The organism is Streptomyces sp. CA-146814 (assembly GCF_050942385.1).
GTDB lineage: Bacteria > Actinomycetota > Actinomycetes > Streptomycetales > Streptomycetaceae > Streptomyces.
Genome location: NZ_CP192068.1, coordinates 3,564,877 through 3,581,246, shown reverse-complemented (window position 1 = coordinate 3,581,246; position 16,370 = coordinate 3,564,877). Strand labels below are relative to the sequence as shown.

The 16,370-nt window shown below is 71.3% G+C and carries 16 protein-coding genes and 1 pseudogene; 9 read left to right on the top strand and 8 right to left on the bottom strand.

The features are described from left to right. The first annotated feature begins 146 nt into the window (after positions 1–146). The 3 genes from ACQP09_RS15790 to ACQP09_RS15780 all read left to right on the top strand — a co-directional run bounded on the left by ACQP09_RS15790 (position 147) and on the right by ACQP09_RS15780 (position 3,117). Entirely contained in the window at positions 147–1,031 is an 885-nt protein-coding gene (locus tag ACQP09_RS15790) for a glycoside hydrolase family 19 protein (RefSeq protein ID WP_433399888.1), read from the top strand. 311 nt (positions 1,032–1,342) lie between these two features. Then, the gene (locus ACQP09_RS15785; RefSeq protein WP_432152735.1) at positions 1,343–1,963 is read left to right on the top strand and encodes an RNA polymerase sigma factor; all 621 of its coding nucleotides are present in this window, start codon (positions 1,343–1,345) and stop codon (positions 1,961–1,963) included. Next, entirely contained in the window at positions 1,960–3,117 is a 1,158-nt protein-coding gene (locus ACQP09_RS15780; RefSeq protein WP_433399885.1) for a CU044_5270 family protein, read from the top strand. Before ACQP09_RS15785 ends, ACQP09_RS15780 begins: the two co-directional genes overlap by 4 nt. A 107-nt stretch (positions 3,118–3,224) precedes the next feature. Here the strand turns inward: ACQP09_RS15780 and dnaN are convergent, their stop codons facing one another. Continuing rightward, entirely contained in the window at positions 3,225–4,355 is a 1,131-nt protein-coding gene (dnaN, locus tag ACQP09_RS15775; protein WP_433399882.1) for a DNA polymerase III subunit beta, read from the bottom strand. A 369-nt stretch (positions 4,356–4,724) separates the two neighbouring features. Here dnaN and ACQP09_RS15770 point away from each other — a divergent pair, with 369 nt between their 5' ends. After that, on the top strand, positions 4,725–6,335 hold the full coding sequence (locus ACQP09_RS15770; RefSeq protein WP_433406612.1) for a helix-turn-helix domain-containing protein: 1,611 nt from the start codon (positions 4,725–4,727) through the stop codon (positions 6,333–6,335). Here the strand turns inward: ACQP09_RS15770 and ACQP09_RS15765 are convergent. Continuing rightward, positions 6,325–8,298, bottom strand: a complete 1,974-nt coding sequence (locus tag ACQP09_RS15765) for a WD40 repeat domain-containing protein (RefSeq protein WP_433399879.1) — start codon at positions 8,296–8,298, stop codon at positions 6,325–6,327. The genes ACQP09_RS15770 and ACQP09_RS15765 overlap by 11 nt on opposite strands. A 232-nt stretch (positions 8,299–8,530) precedes the next feature. Between ACQP09_RS15765 and ACQP09_RS15760 the strand changes: the two genes are divergently transcribed. Next, entirely contained in the window at positions 8,531–9,067 is a 537-nt protein-coding gene (locus ACQP09_RS15760; protein ID WP_433399876.1) for a GNAT family N-acetyltransferase, read from the top strand. Between the two features lie 9 nt (positions 9,068–9,076). On the opposite strand, the gene ACQP09_RS15755 is transcribed toward ACQP09_RS15760, so the two are convergent. Beyond that, on the bottom strand, positions 9,077–9,502 hold the full coding sequence (locus ACQP09_RS15755; protein ID WP_433399873.1) for a thiol-disulfide oxidoreductase DCC family protein: 426 nt from the start codon (positions 9,500–9,502) through the stop codon (positions 9,077–9,079). 166 nt (positions 9,503–9,668) lie between these two features. Here ACQP09_RS15755 and ACQP09_RS15750 point away from each other — a divergent pair, with 166 nt between their 5' ends. Further along, a complete protein-coding gene (locus ACQP09_RS15750) occupies positions 9,669–11,348 on the top strand; it encodes an NACHT domain-containing protein (RefSeq protein WP_433399870.1) in 1,680 nt (559 codons plus the stop codon). Then, positions 11,270–12,067: a hypothetical protein gene (locus tag ACQP09_RS15745; protein WP_433399867.1), complete on the top strand. Its 798-nt coding sequence runs from the start codon at positions 11,270–11,272 to the stop codon at positions 12,065–12,067. Before ACQP09_RS15750 ends, ACQP09_RS15745 begins: the two co-directional genes overlap by 79 nt. Here ACQP09_RS15745 and ACQP09_RS15740 read toward each other — a convergent pair. Both ACQP09_RS15740 and ACQP09_RS15735 read right to left on the bottom strand, forming a co-directional pair. After that, the gene (locus ACQP09_RS15740; RefSeq protein WP_433399864.1) at positions 12,051–12,347 is read right to left on the bottom strand and encodes a DUF397 domain-containing protein; all 297 of its coding nucleotides are present in this window, start codon (positions 12,345–12,347) and stop codon (positions 12,051–12,053) included. The genes ACQP09_RS15745 and ACQP09_RS15740 overlap by 17 nt on opposite strands. Next, positions 12,344–13,180 (bottom strand): DUF5753 domain-containing protein, encoded by an 837-nt coding sequence (locus ACQP09_RS15735; protein WP_433399861.1) that lies wholly within the window; start codon positions 13,178–13,180, stop codon positions 12,344–12,346. Before ACQP09_RS15735 ends, ACQP09_RS15740 begins: the two co-directional genes overlap by 4 nt. 156 nt (positions 13,181–13,336) lie before the next feature. On the opposite strand from ACQP09_RS15735, the gene ACQP09_RS15730 reads away from it, so the two are divergent. Further along, positions 13,337–13,759 carry a hypothetical protein gene (locus ACQP09_RS15730; RefSeq protein WP_433399858.1) on the top strand — a complete coding sequence of 141 codons (423 nt, stop codon included), beginning with the start codon at positions 13,337–13,339 and terminating at the stop codon, positions 13,757–13,759. Here the strand turns inward: ACQP09_RS15730 and ACQP09_RS15725 are convergent. From ACQP09_RS15725 to ACQP09_RS15715, 3 genes and pseudogenes are all read right to left on the bottom strand, one after another. Then, positions 13,716–13,880 (bottom strand): annotated as a pseudogene (locus tag ACQP09_RS15725) (GNAT family N-acetyltransferase); the annotation flags it as partial. The gene ACQP09_RS15730 and the pseudogene ACQP09_RS15725 sit on opposite strands and share 44 nt — an antisense overlap. A gap of 406 nt (positions 13,881–14,286) precedes the next feature. Then, positions 14,287–14,850, bottom strand: coding sequence for a TetR/AcrR family transcriptional regulator (locus ACQP09_RS15720; RefSeq protein WP_433399856.1), 564 nt, complete (start codon positions 14,848–14,850; stop codon positions 14,287–14,289). Between the two features lie 167 nt (positions 14,851–15,017). Further along, on the bottom strand, positions 15,018–15,398 hold the full coding sequence (locus ACQP09_RS15715; RefSeq protein WP_433399853.1) for a MerR family transcriptional regulator: 381 nt from the start codon (positions 15,396–15,398) through the stop codon (positions 15,018–15,020). 58 nt (positions 15,399–15,456) lie between these two features. On the opposite strand from ACQP09_RS15715, the gene ACQP09_RS15710 reads away from it, so the two are divergent. Continuing rightward, positions 15,457–16,254, top strand: coding sequence for an SDR family NAD(P)-dependent oxidoreductase (locus ACQP09_RS15710; protein ID WP_433399850.1), 798 nt, complete (start codon positions 15,457–15,459; stop codon positions 16,252–16,254). Positions 16,255–16,370 lie beyond the last annotated feature (116 nt).

Sequence of the window (16,370 nt, the reverse complement as noted above, 5' to 3'; positions counted from 1 at the left end):
GCGGTACGCGGCCCACGCGCGGTGCGCGGCATATTCGCGAAGGCTGGTCTAGACCTTGACAGGTCCAGACCAGTATCGCTTGAGTGTCGGCACCCCCACGGCGGCGCACGGCCGGACGCCGCGCCGCGTCTAAGGAGTGTGTTCACGTGATCAGACGTGCCCTCAGCCTGCTGGTCGCGCTCGCCGCGGTCGTCGCGGCGTTCGTCGTCCTCCCCGCGGCCACCGCCCAGGCCGCCAACTGCTTCAGCGCCTGGAACTCCTCGTCCGTCTACACCGGCGGCCAGACCGCCTCCTACAACGGCCGCAACTACACCGCCAAGTGGTGGACCCAGAACGAGCGGCCGGGCTCCTCCGACGTCTGGGCCGACAACGGCGCCTGCGGCACCGGTGGCGGCGGCGAGCAGCCGGGCACCGGCTTCGTCGTCAGTGAGGCCCAGTTCAACCAGATGTTCCCGAACCGGAACTCCTTCTACACCTACAGCGGCCTGACCGCCGCCCTCAGCTCCTACCCGGCGTTCGCCAACACCGGCAGCACCGAGATCAAGAAGCGCGAGGCCGCGGCCTTCCTCGCCAACGTCAGCCACGAGACCGGCGGGCTGGTGTACATCAAGGAGATCAACGAGGCCAACTACCCGCACTACTGCGACCGGAACCAGCCCTACGGCTGCCCGGCCGGCCAGTCCGCGTACTACGGCAAGGGCCCCATCCAGCTCAGCTGGAACTTCAACTACAAGGCCGCCGGTGACGCGCTCGGCATCGACCTCCTGAACAACCCCTACCTGGTCGAGCAGAACGCCTCCATCGCCTGGCGGACCGGCCTCTGGTACTGGAACACGCAGACCGGCCCCGGCACCATCACGGGCCACAACGCCATCGTCAACGGCCCCGGCTTCGGTGAGACGATCCGCTCCATCAACGGCGCCATCGAGTGCAACGGCGGCAACCCGGCACAGGTCCAGAGCCGCATCAACAAGTTCACGCAGTTCACCCAGATCCTCGGCACCACCACCGGCTCGAACCTGAGCTGCTGATCCTGCGCGTGTGAACCACCCCGGTACGGGGGGTGCGTCCGGCTCCGGCCGGGCGGGCCCCCCGTTCCCGCGTTCCGGGGCCGGTTGGCAGGATCGGGGTGCGCACGGGCGTACGTCTCCTGTGACACGGGCCACGGGAACCCGGTGGCCGCCGCGGAGAGGTACGGGGCGTGGAGCACAACGAACAGCCGACCCGCCCGGCACCCCCGCCCGACGGCAGCCCGGAAAGCGACGGCCGCGACGACAGCGATGGCCGCGACGACAGCGACGACCGTCACGGCCGGGACGACGACGTACGCGTACGGGAGCGGATCCGCGCGGGCGACCGGGAGGCCTTCGGCGGCCTCTACGACCGGTACGCGAAGTCCGTCCACAGCCACGCCTGCCGCCTCACCGGCGACCTCTCCGCCGCCGAGGACGTGATGTCGGAGACCTTCCTCGCCGCCTGGCGCACCCGCGAGCAGATCGACCCGGAAGGCGGCTCGCTGCGGCCCTGGCTCCTCGGCATCGCCACCAACAAGGCGCGCAACCACCGGCGCGGCGTCGGCCGCCGGCTCGCGTTCCTGGCCCGGCAGCCGAAGCCGAAGGAGACCGAGGACTTCGCGGAGGCCTCCGCCGAGCGGCTGGACCACCAGCGCGAACTGGCCGCCGTACGGGCGGTCCTGGACCGCCTGCGGCAGCCCGAGCGCGAGGTGCTGGCGCTCTGCGTCTGGGCCGGGCTGGACTACGCGCAGGCGGCGGACGCGCTCGGCGTGCCCGTCGGCACCGTACGGTCGCGGCTCTCCCGGGCCCGTACGCGGCTGCGCGGACTGGCGGGCGAGCATCTGGAGCGGGAACGGGAGGAGTCCGGGCGGGAACCCCGCCGGGGCCGCGGAGAGGGAGGAGGCAGGGCGGCATTCGTCGTCCTGCCCGGCGAAGGGGGATCGCGATGACCGCGACGACGCGTGACGACGACGGCCGCCATGGCCGCGACGGCCGGATCGTTCGTATCGGCCGAAACGGTCACGACGGCCGCGACGGCCGGAGCAGCGGGAGCGACCGCGACGGCCGGAGCGGCGATGACCGCGCCGAGCTGGCGCGGCTGCTGCCGCCCGCCACCGGATTCGACCTTCCGCCGGGCCGCCACGAGCACCACAGGGAACGCCTGATGAACCAGATCGACCACGACACCGCCGCTGCCTCCGGAAGGGACCGCGCTCCGGCCCGTCCGCGCCTCCTGCGCCCGTCCTTCCTCGCCCCGGTCACCGCGCTCGCGCTGGCCGGCGCGCTGGTGGCCGGTTACACCGCGCAGAGCGGCGGTGAGGGCTCCGTACGGGCGGGTGGCGGGACGTCGTCGGCCTCGGAGCGGGCCGGGGACGCGCAGCCGGTGGCGCTCGTGCTCAACCGGATCTCGGACGCGGCGGCGAGGAGCGAGGCGGGCCCGGTCCGCGACGACCAGTTCGTCTACGTCCGCAGCCAGATCCAGTACGGCGACCTCACCAGCGGCACGCTGGTGACGACCCCGCTGGCGGAGCGGGAGGACTGGTACTCGCAGAAGCCCGGCCCGCAGATGCAGCTCGGCCTCAGCCGCGAGGGCGGCGAGACGACCCTGCCCATCAACGCCCAGCTCGGCGACACCGAGGGCACGGCGCCGGGCATCGGCCGGCCCACCTACCGCTGGCTGGCGGCCCTGCCGACCGACCCGCGGAAGCTGCTCGACCACATCACCGCGCTGACCCCGAAGCCGGAGGACCAGGAGCACGCCCAGGCCGTGTTCGACGAGATCGGCCACCTGGTCGGCTTCAAGATGATGCCGCCGGAGACGGCCGCCGCGCTCTACAAGGCCGCGGCCCTGATCCCCGGCGTCACCGAGGCCCCGAACGCGGTGGACGCGGTCGGCCGCAAGGGCGTCGGCATCGCCCGCGTGGACACCCTCAACTCCTGGCGCTCGGAGTGGGTCTTCGACCCGGAGACGCTGGTCTACCTGGGCTCGCGCAGCTTCCTGACCGCCGACACCGCGTACGGCAAGAAGGGCGCGCTGCTCAGCGCCGACGCCGTGGTCAAGCGGGCCGTGGTGGACGAGGCGGGCGTACGGCCGCAGGACTAAGGCGTACGGAAGCGGCGGGCCGGACTCCGCACGGACGGGGAGCCCGGCCCGCCCCGGCCACATGACGGCGGCGGCTCACGCCAACTGCGCCTCACACCAACGGAGGCTCACGCCAACTGCGGCTTCACCGACATCAGCAGGTGCCGGTGGGCCTCTGACTCCGGCCCTTCTCCGCCGCCCGTGATCAGGGCCCGCTGCCCCGCCCCCATCAGCAGCAGCCGCAGCGACGGCTCCTCGAAAGAGGCCAAGGCGTCCGCCAGATAGCCGGGGTTGAACGCCACGGTGATCTCCCGGGCGCCTTCGAGCGTCGCCGGCAGCCGCTGGGATGCCACGTCGTCTTCGTAACCGGCTTGCAGATGTACGGAGTTGTCGGCGGCCGAGAACGCCATCTGCACCGGGCTGTCGCCGTCGGCCACCACCGAGACCCGCTTGACGGCCTCCACCAGCCGCGCCCGGTCCACCACCGCCACCGCCGGGCCCTCCATCGCGAAGAGCTTGTCGTGGCGCGGGAGCCGCCCTTCCAGCAGCCGCACCGTGGTCCGCATCCCCGCGTGCTCGAACCCCGCCGAACCGGCGTCCAGCGCCACACTCACCAGCCCGGACCGCCCGAGCGAGCGCGCGATCTCGGTCAACCGCCGGGCGGAGAGGAGCACATCGGCGCTCTCGCCCCCCGAATCGGCCGCCTTCCACGGCAGCGTCCGCACCGCGAACCGGTACCGGTCGGTCGCCGCGAGCGTCATCGTCCCGGCCTCCACGTCGAGCCCCAGCCGGATCCCGGTGAGCGCCGGCAGGGTGTCGTCCCGCCCCGCCGCCACCGCCACATCCGCGACGGCCGACGCGAACGCGGCCGCCTCCACCGCGCCCCGCACCTGCGGCAGCGACGGCAGCGCCGGGTAGTCGTCCAGCGGCAGCACGGAGAGCCCGAAGCGCGCGCCGTCCACCGAGACGGTGAACCGCGACCCCTCCACCGCGCACTCCACCGGCCCCTCCGGCAGCACCTTGCAGATGTCGTGCAGGCGCCGCCCCATGACGAGCACCTTGCCGGGACGCACCACCTCGGCGGCCTCCACGTCGATGCGCGCGGACGCCTCGTAGTCGAGCCCGCTCACGCGCAGCCGCCCGTCCTCCGTGTCCAGCAGCAGCCCGCCGAGTACGGGAACGGGCGAGCGGACCGGCAGCACGCGGGCGGCCCAGGCGACGGCCTCGGCCAGGGCACTGCGTTCGATGCGGAACTCCACGGTGGTGCCTCTCTCACAAGTCGTCCGGTCAAGAACGACGTTAGAGGCCACCACTGACAATCGGCCGGGCCCGAGGCCCCAGGAGAGGTCCCAGGAGAGGGGACGCCCCGGCCCCGGTGGCAGCGACCACCCCCGTGAGCCGCTGCCACCGGTACCGGAACACCACGTTCGGACCATAGACCGGTGGGTAGGGGCACGGGGAGGTTCAATGCGCCCAGTGGGTCGCGAGCGCGGGTAACACTCCGCACAGTGATGCACGTGATGCACGTGATGCACGTGATGCACGTGATGCACGTGATGCACAGGGACGCACAGTGATGATCGGGGGATCATGTGCGAGCACGTCAACGGGCCGACGACCTGCTGCGGATGCAGCGGCTGGCCAGGAACGGCGGAACGGCCGAGCTGCTGCGCTGGCTGGCGGGACGCGCCGACGGCTGGGCCGGAATCGCGGGCTCCGACGGTACGTTGCTGAGCGCGTCCGGGACGGTGCCGATCCGCGCACCCCGCCCGGAAGCCCTGGAGGCCCTGGAAGCCGCAGGAGCCCCGAAAGCCCCGGACCCCCCGGAAGCGCCCGTCGCCCCCGACGTGACCGCTCTCGTAGCCGAAGGCGTACGCGCGCTGACCGAGCGCGGAGCCCTGGCGTACTCGCACGACACCGGAGCGCACACCACCCTGCTCTTCCCGCTCCCCGCGCCGCACACGGACGACCCGCGCAACACCGCGCCCCTGCTAGCCGTCGTCACGCCCCGGCCCGTGGCCGCCGGGCTCGCCACGCTGCTGGCCGACGCGCTGATGCCGCTCGCGCTGTGCCGGGAGGCCGAGGCGGTCGCGCGCAAGCGGCGGCGGGTGGAGCTGGCCGAGTCGCGCGGCCGGGAGGCGGTGCTGCACCTGCTGATGACGGGCCAGCTCTCCATCGCGCACCAGGTGGCCGGCGCGCTGCGTCCGCGCCTGCCCGATCCCGTACGGGTCTGTGTCGTGGAGTGTCCCGGTGACAGCCGGGACGAGGTGGCGCGGGTCTGCGCGGAGGCGGACGGCGGCCGGTCCTGGGTCGTGCGGTGCCCGGTCTACGCCCGCCACCTGATCCTGGTGATGCCGGCGGCGTATGAGGAGGCGGCCACCACGGCAACCGACGAGACGGTGGCCGCGCTGGTGGCGGAGTGCGTGGTCGGGGTCAGCGAGCGGCTGCCGCTGGCCGACACCGCCACCGGCTACCGCCAGGCCTTCCACGCCTTGGCCGTGGCCCGCGAAGTGCCCGGCCGGCACGTCCGGTTCGGCGCCGCACCGGAACCGGCGCTCGTCGTCGGCCCGGCCGGACGCCGGTGGGCCGAGGCCCTGCTCACCCCGCTCCTGACCCATGTGCCGCGCCGCGCCCAGGACCCCGGGAGCCAGGAGCTGGCCGCCACCGCCGCCTCCTGGCTGGCGTTCGCCTCGCACGCGACCGACCACCTCAAGGTCCACCGCAACACGCTCGCCGCCCGCCTCAAGCTCATCGGCGAGCTGCTCGGCCTGGACCTCCACCGGCTGGCCGACCAGGCGGCGCTCGACCTGGCCCTCCGCATCCGCGCCACGCCGACCCCGGTCTGCACACCGGAGACGGACGGCGAGGAAACGCCCGCACAGCGCGACAGCAACGAAACGTCCGGACAGCGCGACAGCAACGAAGCGTCCGCACAGCGCGACGGCGGGGCGGCGCACGGCCTCGATGAGGTCCTGCGCCGCCCCGCCGTCCAGGAGTGGGCCGCCCGCCAGCTGGAGCCGGTGTCCGGGGCCGCCGAGGCGACCCTGCGCGCCTGGCTGGGCTGCGAAGGCCGCCTCGGCCCGACAGCCGCCGAGCTCGGCATCTCCGTCCCCGGCGCCCGCAAGCGCCTCACCCGGCTGGAGTCCGTGCTCCAGCGCTCACTGCTCCGGCCCCCGAGCGCCCGCTACGACCTGTGGCTGGCGCTCAGAGCCCGCGAGACGGCGGCGGCTACTTCGTGAAGATGAAGTACTTCCAGGCCGAGTGCGTCGTGTAGTTGACGCTGTCACCGGAGGACCCGTTGATGTACGAGGCCCGTACGCGCAGCTTGTAGCCGGTCTCGTGCGGTCCGGGGAGCGTCACGACCGACTTGCCGTTGGAGCCGAGCGGGAAGTACTCCTGGCCCGCCTCGTACCACGTGCCCTGGTAGTACAGCTGGAAGGTCAACCGCTGGGCACGGCCCTTGTGGTAGGCCATGCTCGTGGTGAAGACGGGGTTCTTCTTCTTGCTGTAGTACGCGTAGGAGGTCTTCCCGATCTTCGCCGTCTTGTAGTGCTTGGACAGCTTCACGGAGGCGTTGACCTTGGCGTACGCGGTCGACTTCACGGTCTTCGGCGCGTACCGGGCGTCACCGGCGAACACGGCGGTGACCGTCGTGTCGCGCTTCATGTTGACGGTGACGGACAGGTTGCCCTTGGAGTTGACCTTCGCCTTCCTGACCAGCTTCTTCGGCTTGTCGGCGCCGAAGGGGTCGGCCCAGATCTCGACGACGCGGTTCTTGTACGTCTTGCCGAGGGTCGCGGTGAAGGAGACGTTCTTGTTGTAGGCGTGGACCGACTTGTTCCGGTTCAGCTTCAGCGAGGTCGCGGCCCGGGAGACGGCGACGGAGGCGGACGCGGCGGACCTGGTGTGCGAGGCGTTGCCCGCGAACGTCACCTTGTACGTCACCCTGCCGCCGGCCGGCGGGGCGTCCTTGAAGGTGTACTTGCCCCTGGCGTCGACCTTGGCGGAACCGATCGCCCGGCCCTTGGGCGACTCCATGTCCGTCCGGACCACGGCCAGCTGCGTGCCCGCGGGCAGCGGCAGGCTCGCGCTGGTGCTGCCGCTGACCGTCAGGGCCTTGCCGCGGGTCGCCTTGGCCGGGGCGCTCGCCGTGGTCGTGGTGACGTACGAGCGGGGCGCCGTGAGAATCGTCATCGGCGTCGTCGGGCCGGTGTGGGTGTCGTGCAGGGCGAACAGCTTGCGGCCGTCGGGCGACCAGTGGAGGCCGCGCGCGGCGAGGCCGGTGGTGTCGTGCAGGTTGCGCGTGCTGCCGTTCTGGCCCGCGCCGCGCGTGTACACGTACAGGTCCGGGTCCTCGAACCAGTCGGCCGTGCCGGTCGCGACCGTACCGTCGGGAGCCACCGCGATGCTGGCGCCCTCCTTCGGGCCGCGGAAGACCCGCTGCTCCGCGAGGTCGCTGAGCCGGTACTCCGCGACGGACGGCCCGCGGCGGCCCGCCACGACGATGTTCTGGCCGTCAGGGGTGAAGTCGACGTCCCTGATGAAGCCGTCGGTGTTCTCGTGCACGCGGATGGCGGGAACGCCGGTGGCGATGTCGTAGACCACGACCGGGCCGTTGCTGATCCCGCTGTCCACGGCGACGAGCGTCCCGGCGGCCAGCGGATCGGTGTAAAGCGTGGGCGGCGTCGACCAGTTGAAGCCCGCTCCCTGGTCGAGTGCCACCACCGGCTCGGCGCCGGTCAGGTCCACGGAGCCGAGAGCCGAGTCCCAGTTCTCGCCGTGCCCGAACCAGATCCGGCCGTCGGCGTAGGCGACGGTGGACGGCCTGGTGCCCTCCCCGGTCGGGTACTCGGCCGTCACCCGCAGCTCGGAGGCGTCGACGGCCACGATCTTGTCGGCATACGGCACGGCCGCGTACAGCGTGTTCGTGTCCGGGCTGAGGGCGAGGTCCGTCACGCCCGGCACGCCCGTGATGGTGGCGAGTGTCCGCCCGGTGAAGTCGGTGGCGACGATCTTGCCCGAGGAGCGGTCGCTGAGGAACAGCCGCTGGTTGACCCCGTCCAGTACGGAGTCCGACAGCCAGGTGACCGGAACGTGGACCCGGCTGTCGGCGGCCGCCGGGCTCGCCGTACCGCCGACGAGCACCACGGAGCTGAAGAGGACCGCGAACGCCGTCGCGGTCGAAATTCTGCGCGTACGCACAGTTACTGATACCCCCACGGTATGAAAGGGGCCGCGCGTCGCCCGAGATGAGAGAAAGAAGAGGTGGGGCGCGGCCAGGATCGCAGAATAAGGCATGCCACCGACAAGCGAGCGCCGCTTTTCGCGCCGCCTGCACGCTCCCCGCGCGCTCCCTGTGCGCCCTCAAGCTCCCCACGGCGGGCGGGCACTTAACCGATTGCCGCCGCCGAGCCCCGTCGGCTAGGAAGAGCGCATGCTGAGAGGCGGAAAGGTCGGGCTCCGGGCTCGCCACGATGACGACATACCGGTCCTGCGGACCGAGCTCTTCAACGACGTGGACCACTCCGCGCGGTTCGAGAGCGGACCGTGGCGGCCGATGCCACCGGACGCGAAGCGCGCGAGCCCCGCGACGGGCGGCGAGGAGGAGACCGTCCGGTTCTCGGTGGTGGAGCTGAGCGGCTCCACGCTCATCGGCCTCGCGACGCTCTGGGGCATCGACACCCACAACCGGTCGGCGCACATCGGCCTCGCGCTGCTGCCCTCCGCGCGCGGCCAGGGGTGCGGAACCGATGCCGTCGCGGCCCTGTGCCAGTACGCGTTCGTCGTACGCAGCCTGCACCGGCTCCAGATCGAGACGCTGGCGGACAACCCCGCGATGCTGCGCGCCGCCGAACGCAACGGCTTCGTCCGCGAAGGGGTCCTGCGCTCGTCGGCCTGGGTCATGGGCGAGTTCCTGGACGAGGTGACGCTCGGCCTGCTCGTCCAGGACTGGAAGCAGGGCCCCCGCTAGGACAACGCCCTAGGCCTTCGCGCCCGGCCTGCGGTCCGCCGGCAGTGCGCAGGCCGGTGAACCGCCCGGCAGCCGGGTGCGGTTGGCGGCGACGAGCCGGTAGACGCCGTGGGCGATCCACCGCACCGGCGGCAGCGTCAGCAGCCCGCCGAGCCAGGCCCAGCCGCCACCGGCGCTCAGCAGGAGCTTGGCGACCGCCTGCGCACCGCCGTACACCGTCTCGAGCGGCGAGACCCACAGCACCTCGCGCTCGGCCCGCTCCTGGGTGATGCCGAGGGCCTCCAGGTCGGCGAACTGCCACGGCGTGACGGGGCAGCGCGGCCGCACCCACCGGGTCAGGAAGTTCACCGACGACGTGCAGAAGGCGCAGTCACCGTCGTAGACGAGGACGGGCGCGGGTACGGATGTGGACGCGGGTGGCGTGGGCGGGGTCATGACCCCATCCTGCCCGCCGGACCCCCCGGTTCCGGAACGCGCGGCCTCAGCCATACCCGAACCCCCGCTTTCGGCGCGGCCGTTCGGGGAAGATCGGCGGCATGGACGCGAAACGGGAACAGCGCATCCACACGGTCCTGCGCGGTACCTGAACCCGCTGCTGGCCGTGGTCGCGGTGGGCGGCCTGCTGTGGACGGTGCGGACGCTGGCCAAGGGCGGGCTGGAACCGGGCGACACGGCCGGGGTCGTCGCCGTACCGCTGGCGGCGCTCGCCGCATGGCTGGCCGCCGTGGCGATCCTGAAGCGCCGCCCGGAGGCGGAGGCGACCGCGACCCGGCTGGCCGGACTCGTACGGGACCTGGAACGGGCTTCGGTGGCCCAACTCCTGGGCAACGGCACCCCGGGCATTGACACGCGCTTCCGGGTCCCGGGCGAGCCCGGCCAGCCGCGTACCGGGGCCGTCGGCCACTTCCGTACGCTACGTCCCCGACGCGTCGTGATCACGGGCGAGCCGGGCGCCGGAAAGACCATGCTGGCGGTCCATCTGATGCTGGCGCTGCTCGAACCCCGCGAACCGGGCGCACCGGTCCCGGTCCGGATCCCCGCCACGGCCTGGGAGCCGGGGCGCCCGTTCGAGGTGTGGTTCGCCGAGCAGATATCCCGGCTGTACGCGCTCAGCGCGGCGGAGACGCGGGAACTCGTCACCGGGCACCACGTGCTGCCTGTCCTCGACGGCGTGGACGAGATGAGCGGCAGCCACGCGGCGGCCCTGCTCGACCAGCTCAGCTCGGACCGCCGGAACATGGACCAGCGCCCGGTGATCCTCACCTGCCGCAGCGAACCGTACGAGCGCCTCCGCGAGGAACACCCCCTCACCAACGCCCACCACCTCGCCGTCGAACCCCTCACCAGCACCCAGGCCGTCTCCTTCCTGGCCGACCACCCCCGCGTCCGGCCCAACGCCGAACGCTGGGAACCGGTCCTGGCCGAACTCCGGACCGCCCCCGACGGCCCGCTGGCCCACAGCCTCTCCTCCCCCTGGCGCCTCACCCTCGCCGTGGCGGCCTACGCGCGCGACCCGGCCGACATGGTCGAGCGGGCGGCCGCCGGAGACCTGTACGAGCACATGCTGTCCCGCTACATCCCGGCCACCGTCCGCCTGCACTTCGCCGAGGAGGACGAGAGGGGATACGCGGAGGAGGACGTACGGCGCTGGCTCAGCGAACTCGCCTGGCACTTCGGCCTGAACGGCCCGGAGTCGGACGAGTACGCCGCCGATGCGCAGCGCCTCCGGCAGACACTCGCGCGGAGGCACGAGCTCAGGGCGGCCGTCCGCGCGTCCGCCGAAGAGTTGCGGCAGAGCCTTGAGGCGTACGACGTGATCCATCCCGAGCTCGAACGGCTGCGGCGGGAAGTCGCCTCCCTGGATGCGGAGATGGCCGCGATGGACGCCGAGAGACGGCGGAGCAGCGCTGATTTCCAGCAGATGCTGACCTCGGACGGCCACGTCCTCAACGACGTCACGCTCGCGCAGGTCTGGTCCATGGCGGGGCCTCTCCGCATCCGTCGGCTGGATGCGCTGATCGGCGGCTCCACCGCGCTGATCAGCTGCTTCTCCATCCTGGTCGTGCTGCGCGGATGGCCGTCCGCAGAATCCGCCTGGTACGGACACCCGGCGCTCTGGGCCGTGCTGGTCGGCACGCTGGTGGCCTGGTTGTTGTACAACCAGGAGCCGCAGGCACTCCTACGCCTCGACGCGAGAAACCTATGGCGCGGGCGCAGAGGCCGTCAGCTGCTCCTCCTGCTGGGCTCCTCCTGCTGCGCCTCCTCGCGGCACCTGGCCTGATCGTCCTGGCCGACGCGTCCGCGTCCGCGCTGGGCGCCTCCGACACGGTCGCAGCGGTCGCCTGCGGGGTGGCGGGCACGGTCTCCTGCGCCCTGCTGGTGCCGTGGGGGGCACTCCGGTCGATGCAGCCCTTCCTCCGTACCGTGGTGCTGCTCCCCGGTCTTCTGCTGGTGTTCTTGGGCGGCTCGATCGGTGTGGTGCTCGGACCGCTGGACGTACGCGCCACTGACGTGATGCTGGGCGTCGGCGCGATCGCGCTCGTACCGGCCATCAGCTGGTTCGTCTTCCAGCGCGCAAGGCGCGCGGAACCCGACGTCTGGGCGACGCGGCAGCACAGCCCTCGCGGCGGCATGTTCGGCGAGGTGGTGCGCGCCACGGGCGCTTCGCTCAGCATCGCCGCCGTCAATTGCTGGGCACTGACCCTCGAGCCACCGGCCGTCGACCTCTTCACCGTCACGCCGACCTCGCTGGCCGTCACCGGCGCCGCCCTCACCGTCCCACTCGCCCTGCTGAGCATGCCCGCCTCCCGCCGCTACCTCCTCGCGCTCCTCTTCCTTCGCGGCCGACTGCCGTTCCGGCTGGGCCGCTTCGTGAGGTGGGCGCACGGGGCGGGGCTGCTGCGGGCGGCGGGACCGGCGTACCAGTTCCGCCACCAGGAGCTTCACGAGTGGCTGATCATGTCGTACTACGCGGGCGAGTACGTCACTCCGCCCAGGTGACGAAGGTGGACCAGGCGTCGGGGGCGACGGCGAAGGCGGGCCCGTCCTGGACCTTGGAGTCACGGACGTGGACGGAGTGCGGGCAGGCGGCGACCTCGACGCACTCGCCGCCGCTGCCGCTGCTGTGGGAGGACTTCCGCCAGGCGGCGGACACCTCGACACAGTTGCCGCCGCTGTCACTGCTGTAAGAGGACGTACGCCAGTCGAAGGCGACTTCGATGCAGTTACCGCCGCTGGAGCTGCTGTAGCTCGACGTGAACCACCGGAGGGTACTGCTCATTCCTTCACTCCCGCCAACTGCATGATGAGGGCCAGCGACTCACGAGGACCCAGGGCCTGTGACCGGATCTTCGCATAGCGCCGAGCGTAGACGCTCACCTTTACCGGGTCACTGATCAGCAGGCTCTCGTCCTGCGGCTCCAGATAGACGAGATGCTCATGCGCCGAGGTCTCCAGCAGGTCCATCTCTCCGCGATCACCCGCGTACTCCCCATACTTACCGGCATCCAGCGGCAGCACGAGCAGCGTTACATTCCGCCGACGGGCGCACTCCACGAGATGGAGCAGCTGCTCGCGCATGATCTCCTCGCTGCCGATGACGCGGCGCAGGACGGACTCGTCGATGATGATCTCGATCATCGGGAGCGGGTCGCGGTCGAAGAGGGCTGCGCGTGCCATCCGCAGCTGGACCAGCTCTTCCACGCGCTCGTCGGAGAGCGGTGGATATCCGCCACCGATGAGCGCCCGGGCGTACGCCTCCGTCTGGAAGAGCCCGTGAATGACGTTCGCGGCGAACAGCTGGAGGCTGATCGCGGCCTGCTCCAGCAGCGAGTAGTCCTGGAACTGCTCGGGCAGCCGCTCCATCCGCATGTACAGCCGTGCGGTCTCGAAGACATCGCTGCCCTCGCTCAGGACCCGCTTCAGCGCCACCAGCATCGCGTCACTGGCGGGCTGCGCGCACGTCTCCATGGCACTCACCGCAGCGGCCGAGTAGCCGAGCTCGTCCCCCAGCCGGTCCTGCGACCAGTCCCTCTGGACACGCAGCATGCGCGTCACTTTGGCCACCAGCTTCGCCGCCGGACTGGCCGTCTCCTTGTTCTCCGCACTTGCCATGAGGTGATCTCTTTTCGACTCAACCGAACTCAACCGGTCACTACGCGATGTGGCTGAAATCAACTGCCCAACAGCGAAGTTCGTGCAGGTCAACGGGTGTGCGACGAGCCTCGCCAGTCGTAGAGAACGCTAGGTGATCAGGGTCACAATCGCCCTGTGAATGCACTGAATGGTGAGCGAAATATCGGTTGGGTCCCGGACTCCGGATTCCAACTCCGCAAGGCGGGCGTGCAATTCGACGCGGTCCGCGTGGACGGTGAGGCGGGGCGGCGGCTGGCCGACCTGATGGAGGAGTTGGTCGGCGGAGAGCCCGGCCCGGTGGTGACCGAGGCGAACGGCCGGCGCGGGGTCTACTTCTTCGTACCGCCGGGTTCGACGGCGCACCGGTGCTGGCCGCGCGAGGTGACGATCCTGAACGCGACGAGGAACCGCGTGAGTTACGTACCCGTCCCGGCGCTGGAGGGCCACACCTGGCCGCTGTCGTGGCGGTACCCGCCGACGGTTCCGGGCCGCTTCGTCCACACGCTGATCCTGATCAACGCGGTGGAGTCGCTGCTGTACTCCGGCCGAGACAGGTGACGGGCCCGGCATCCGGGACGGCGATCTCGTGGAAGCCGACGCGGTCGTAGAAGGCGCGGGCGACGGTGTTGCCGGTGACCAGGGAGAGGTGGACGGCCGGTACCTCCTGGTGGTGGAGGGCGCCGTGCTCGTAGGGTGCCTGAATGCCGAATCCACGACGGATGAGCCGTCGCGCCTGGGTGCTCACATGGGCGGTTCTCTGCGTGGCCGGCCTCGCCGCCACCACTTGGCTACAGGCCGCCGCATCGCCGCCGGAGGCGCGGCCCGAGCGACCCGTCAAGGCTGAGTGCCGCGAGTGCATCGCGGAGATCGAGGGTCAACTCGCCAGTGCCACGTGGGACGGCTCGGATAGGGCCGGAATCGTGACGTTCATGCCCGTCGGCTTGGATTGCCAAGACGAACTCGACGACCTCCTCAGGGGCGGCACTCGGTGACGGCCCCGGGCGGCCGCCCGCTTGATGTGTGCGGCGGGCGGCGCTCAAGGGCATGGGCGAGCGGACGGAGACGGCGTTCCTCCACCACGTGGACTACTTCCGGAGGTTGTCCTGTGGCGCGGTGGTGATCCGGGCGATCGCCTCGACCGTCAGGGCGCGGTCGTGCGGCTCGGTCTCCAGGGCCCGGTGGATGGAGAGCCCCTCGATGAGCGCGTCCAGCTGGCGGGCGGTGGCGGGGTCGAAGTGCCATTCCAGGGCGCGGCGGCTGCGGCTCATCCAGGTGCGGGTGAGCTCGCGGTAGGCGGGTTTGCGGGCGGCGAGCGTGTAGAGCTCGTGGGTGAGGACCAGCTCGCGCTGGTTGCCGCTGGAGAGGTGGTGAACCAGGTCGGCGACGGCCTCGCGGGCTTCGCCGGGGGTGGTGGCGGCACCGAGGCGCTCCTCGAAGACGGCGACGATCGTGCCGGAGAAGCGGGTGAACGCCTCGTGGAGCAGCTCGTCCATGCTCGTGAAGTGGTACGTCATCGACCCGAGCGGAACCCCGGCACGGGCGGCCACCTTCCGGTGCGACATGCCCGCCACGCCCGCGTCGGCGATGAGGTCGAGGGCCGCGTCGATGATGCGGTCCCGCCGGTCGGGGTCGGTGCGCCCTGTCGCCACCCGGCACCTCCTCGTTCGGCCTGGTCTCTCCTCGCCTCTCGCAGCATAGAGCGCGGGGCGGGGCGGGATCATTCGTCTGCCGGGCCGGACCAGGCCGGGCCGGGTCGGTGCGGGCGATGACGCCGAGCCGTCCCGGACGTCGCTGAACCGCTTCGGTACGCGCGTACCTATCCGCTGCGGCCGACGCCGGCCGTGATCGCTTCGCCTGCGTGGATGATCGAGCTGAGCATGGTGTGGGCGGACTGGAGCTGTTCGATGGAGTGGCGCATGCGCTCGCGTTCGTCCTTGAGGTCCTGGGCCATCTCCTCGCAGGTCGGCGCCAGGATGGCTCCCTCTTCGGCCATGCAGGGCAGCACCTCCCGGATCAGGTCGGTGTTCAGTCCGGCCGCGAGCAGGATCCGGATCCTGCGCACGACAGCCACATCGGCCTCCGCGAACTCGCGGTAGCCACTGGCCCGCCGCTGCGGTCGCAGCAACCCTTGCTGCTCGTAGTACCGCAGGCTCCTGGTACTGATGCCGGCCCGCTTCGCCAGCTCTCCGATGAACATGTGACCCCCGTCACCGACCTTGACTCTGACATTGACGTGAAAGTCTAGCTTGGCCGGCATGACAACGAACCGCAGCACCCAGCAGCGCTCAACCATCGATCCGAAGGCCCTGGCAGGGAAGAAGGCGGTCGTCACCGGCGGCACCATCGGCATGGGCCGAGCCATCGTCCAAGCCCTGACCGACCGGGGCGCCGAGGTGGTGTACACCGGGCGCAGCGACCGGCGACTCGCCGAGGCCCAGTCGGCGCTCGCCACCCTGCTGGCCCATCCGGTGCGTTCCGACGCCACTGACGCCGATGCCGTCGCCGCCCTCCGCGATCAGGTCGCCGACCGTCTCGGCTCCATCGACCACCTGTTCATCAACCAGGGCATCGCCGAGTTCCAGACGCTCGAAGAGGTCACGGAAGAAGCGTGGGACCGCATCTTCGACGTGAACACCAAAGGCGCCTTCTTCACCGTCCAGCGGCTGGTGCCGCTGATGTCCGAAGGGGGGTCGATCGTGTTCACCACCGTCTCCAACGACCAGATCTTCCCCGGCCTCAGCGCCTACTCGGCGGCGAAGGAGGCCGTCGCCGCCTTCATGAAGGTGCTCGCCGCCGAGCTGCTGCCCCGCGGGATCCGCGTCAACGCGATCGCCCCGGGCTTCATCCTCACCCCCACCATGGGCGTCGCCGAGCTGACCGAGGAGCAGCGGGCCGAGTTCATCGAACAGGGCAACGCCTCCACGCCGATGGGCCGTGGCGGCACCGTGGAGGAGGTCGCCGCCGCAGCGCTGTACCTGGCTGCCGAGGCCACCTTCACCACCGGCGTGGAACTGCCCGTGGACGGCGGGTTCGGCCAGGGCCTCGGCGCATGACCGCCGTCGCCCGGTAGGCCGGGCGCCTCCCGGCCTCCCGGGTCAGCGGCCGACGGCCCAAAGATGGGCCGGCGAGGTGAGGTGGAGTGTGTACGAACGTACGCTTCAGGCGTACG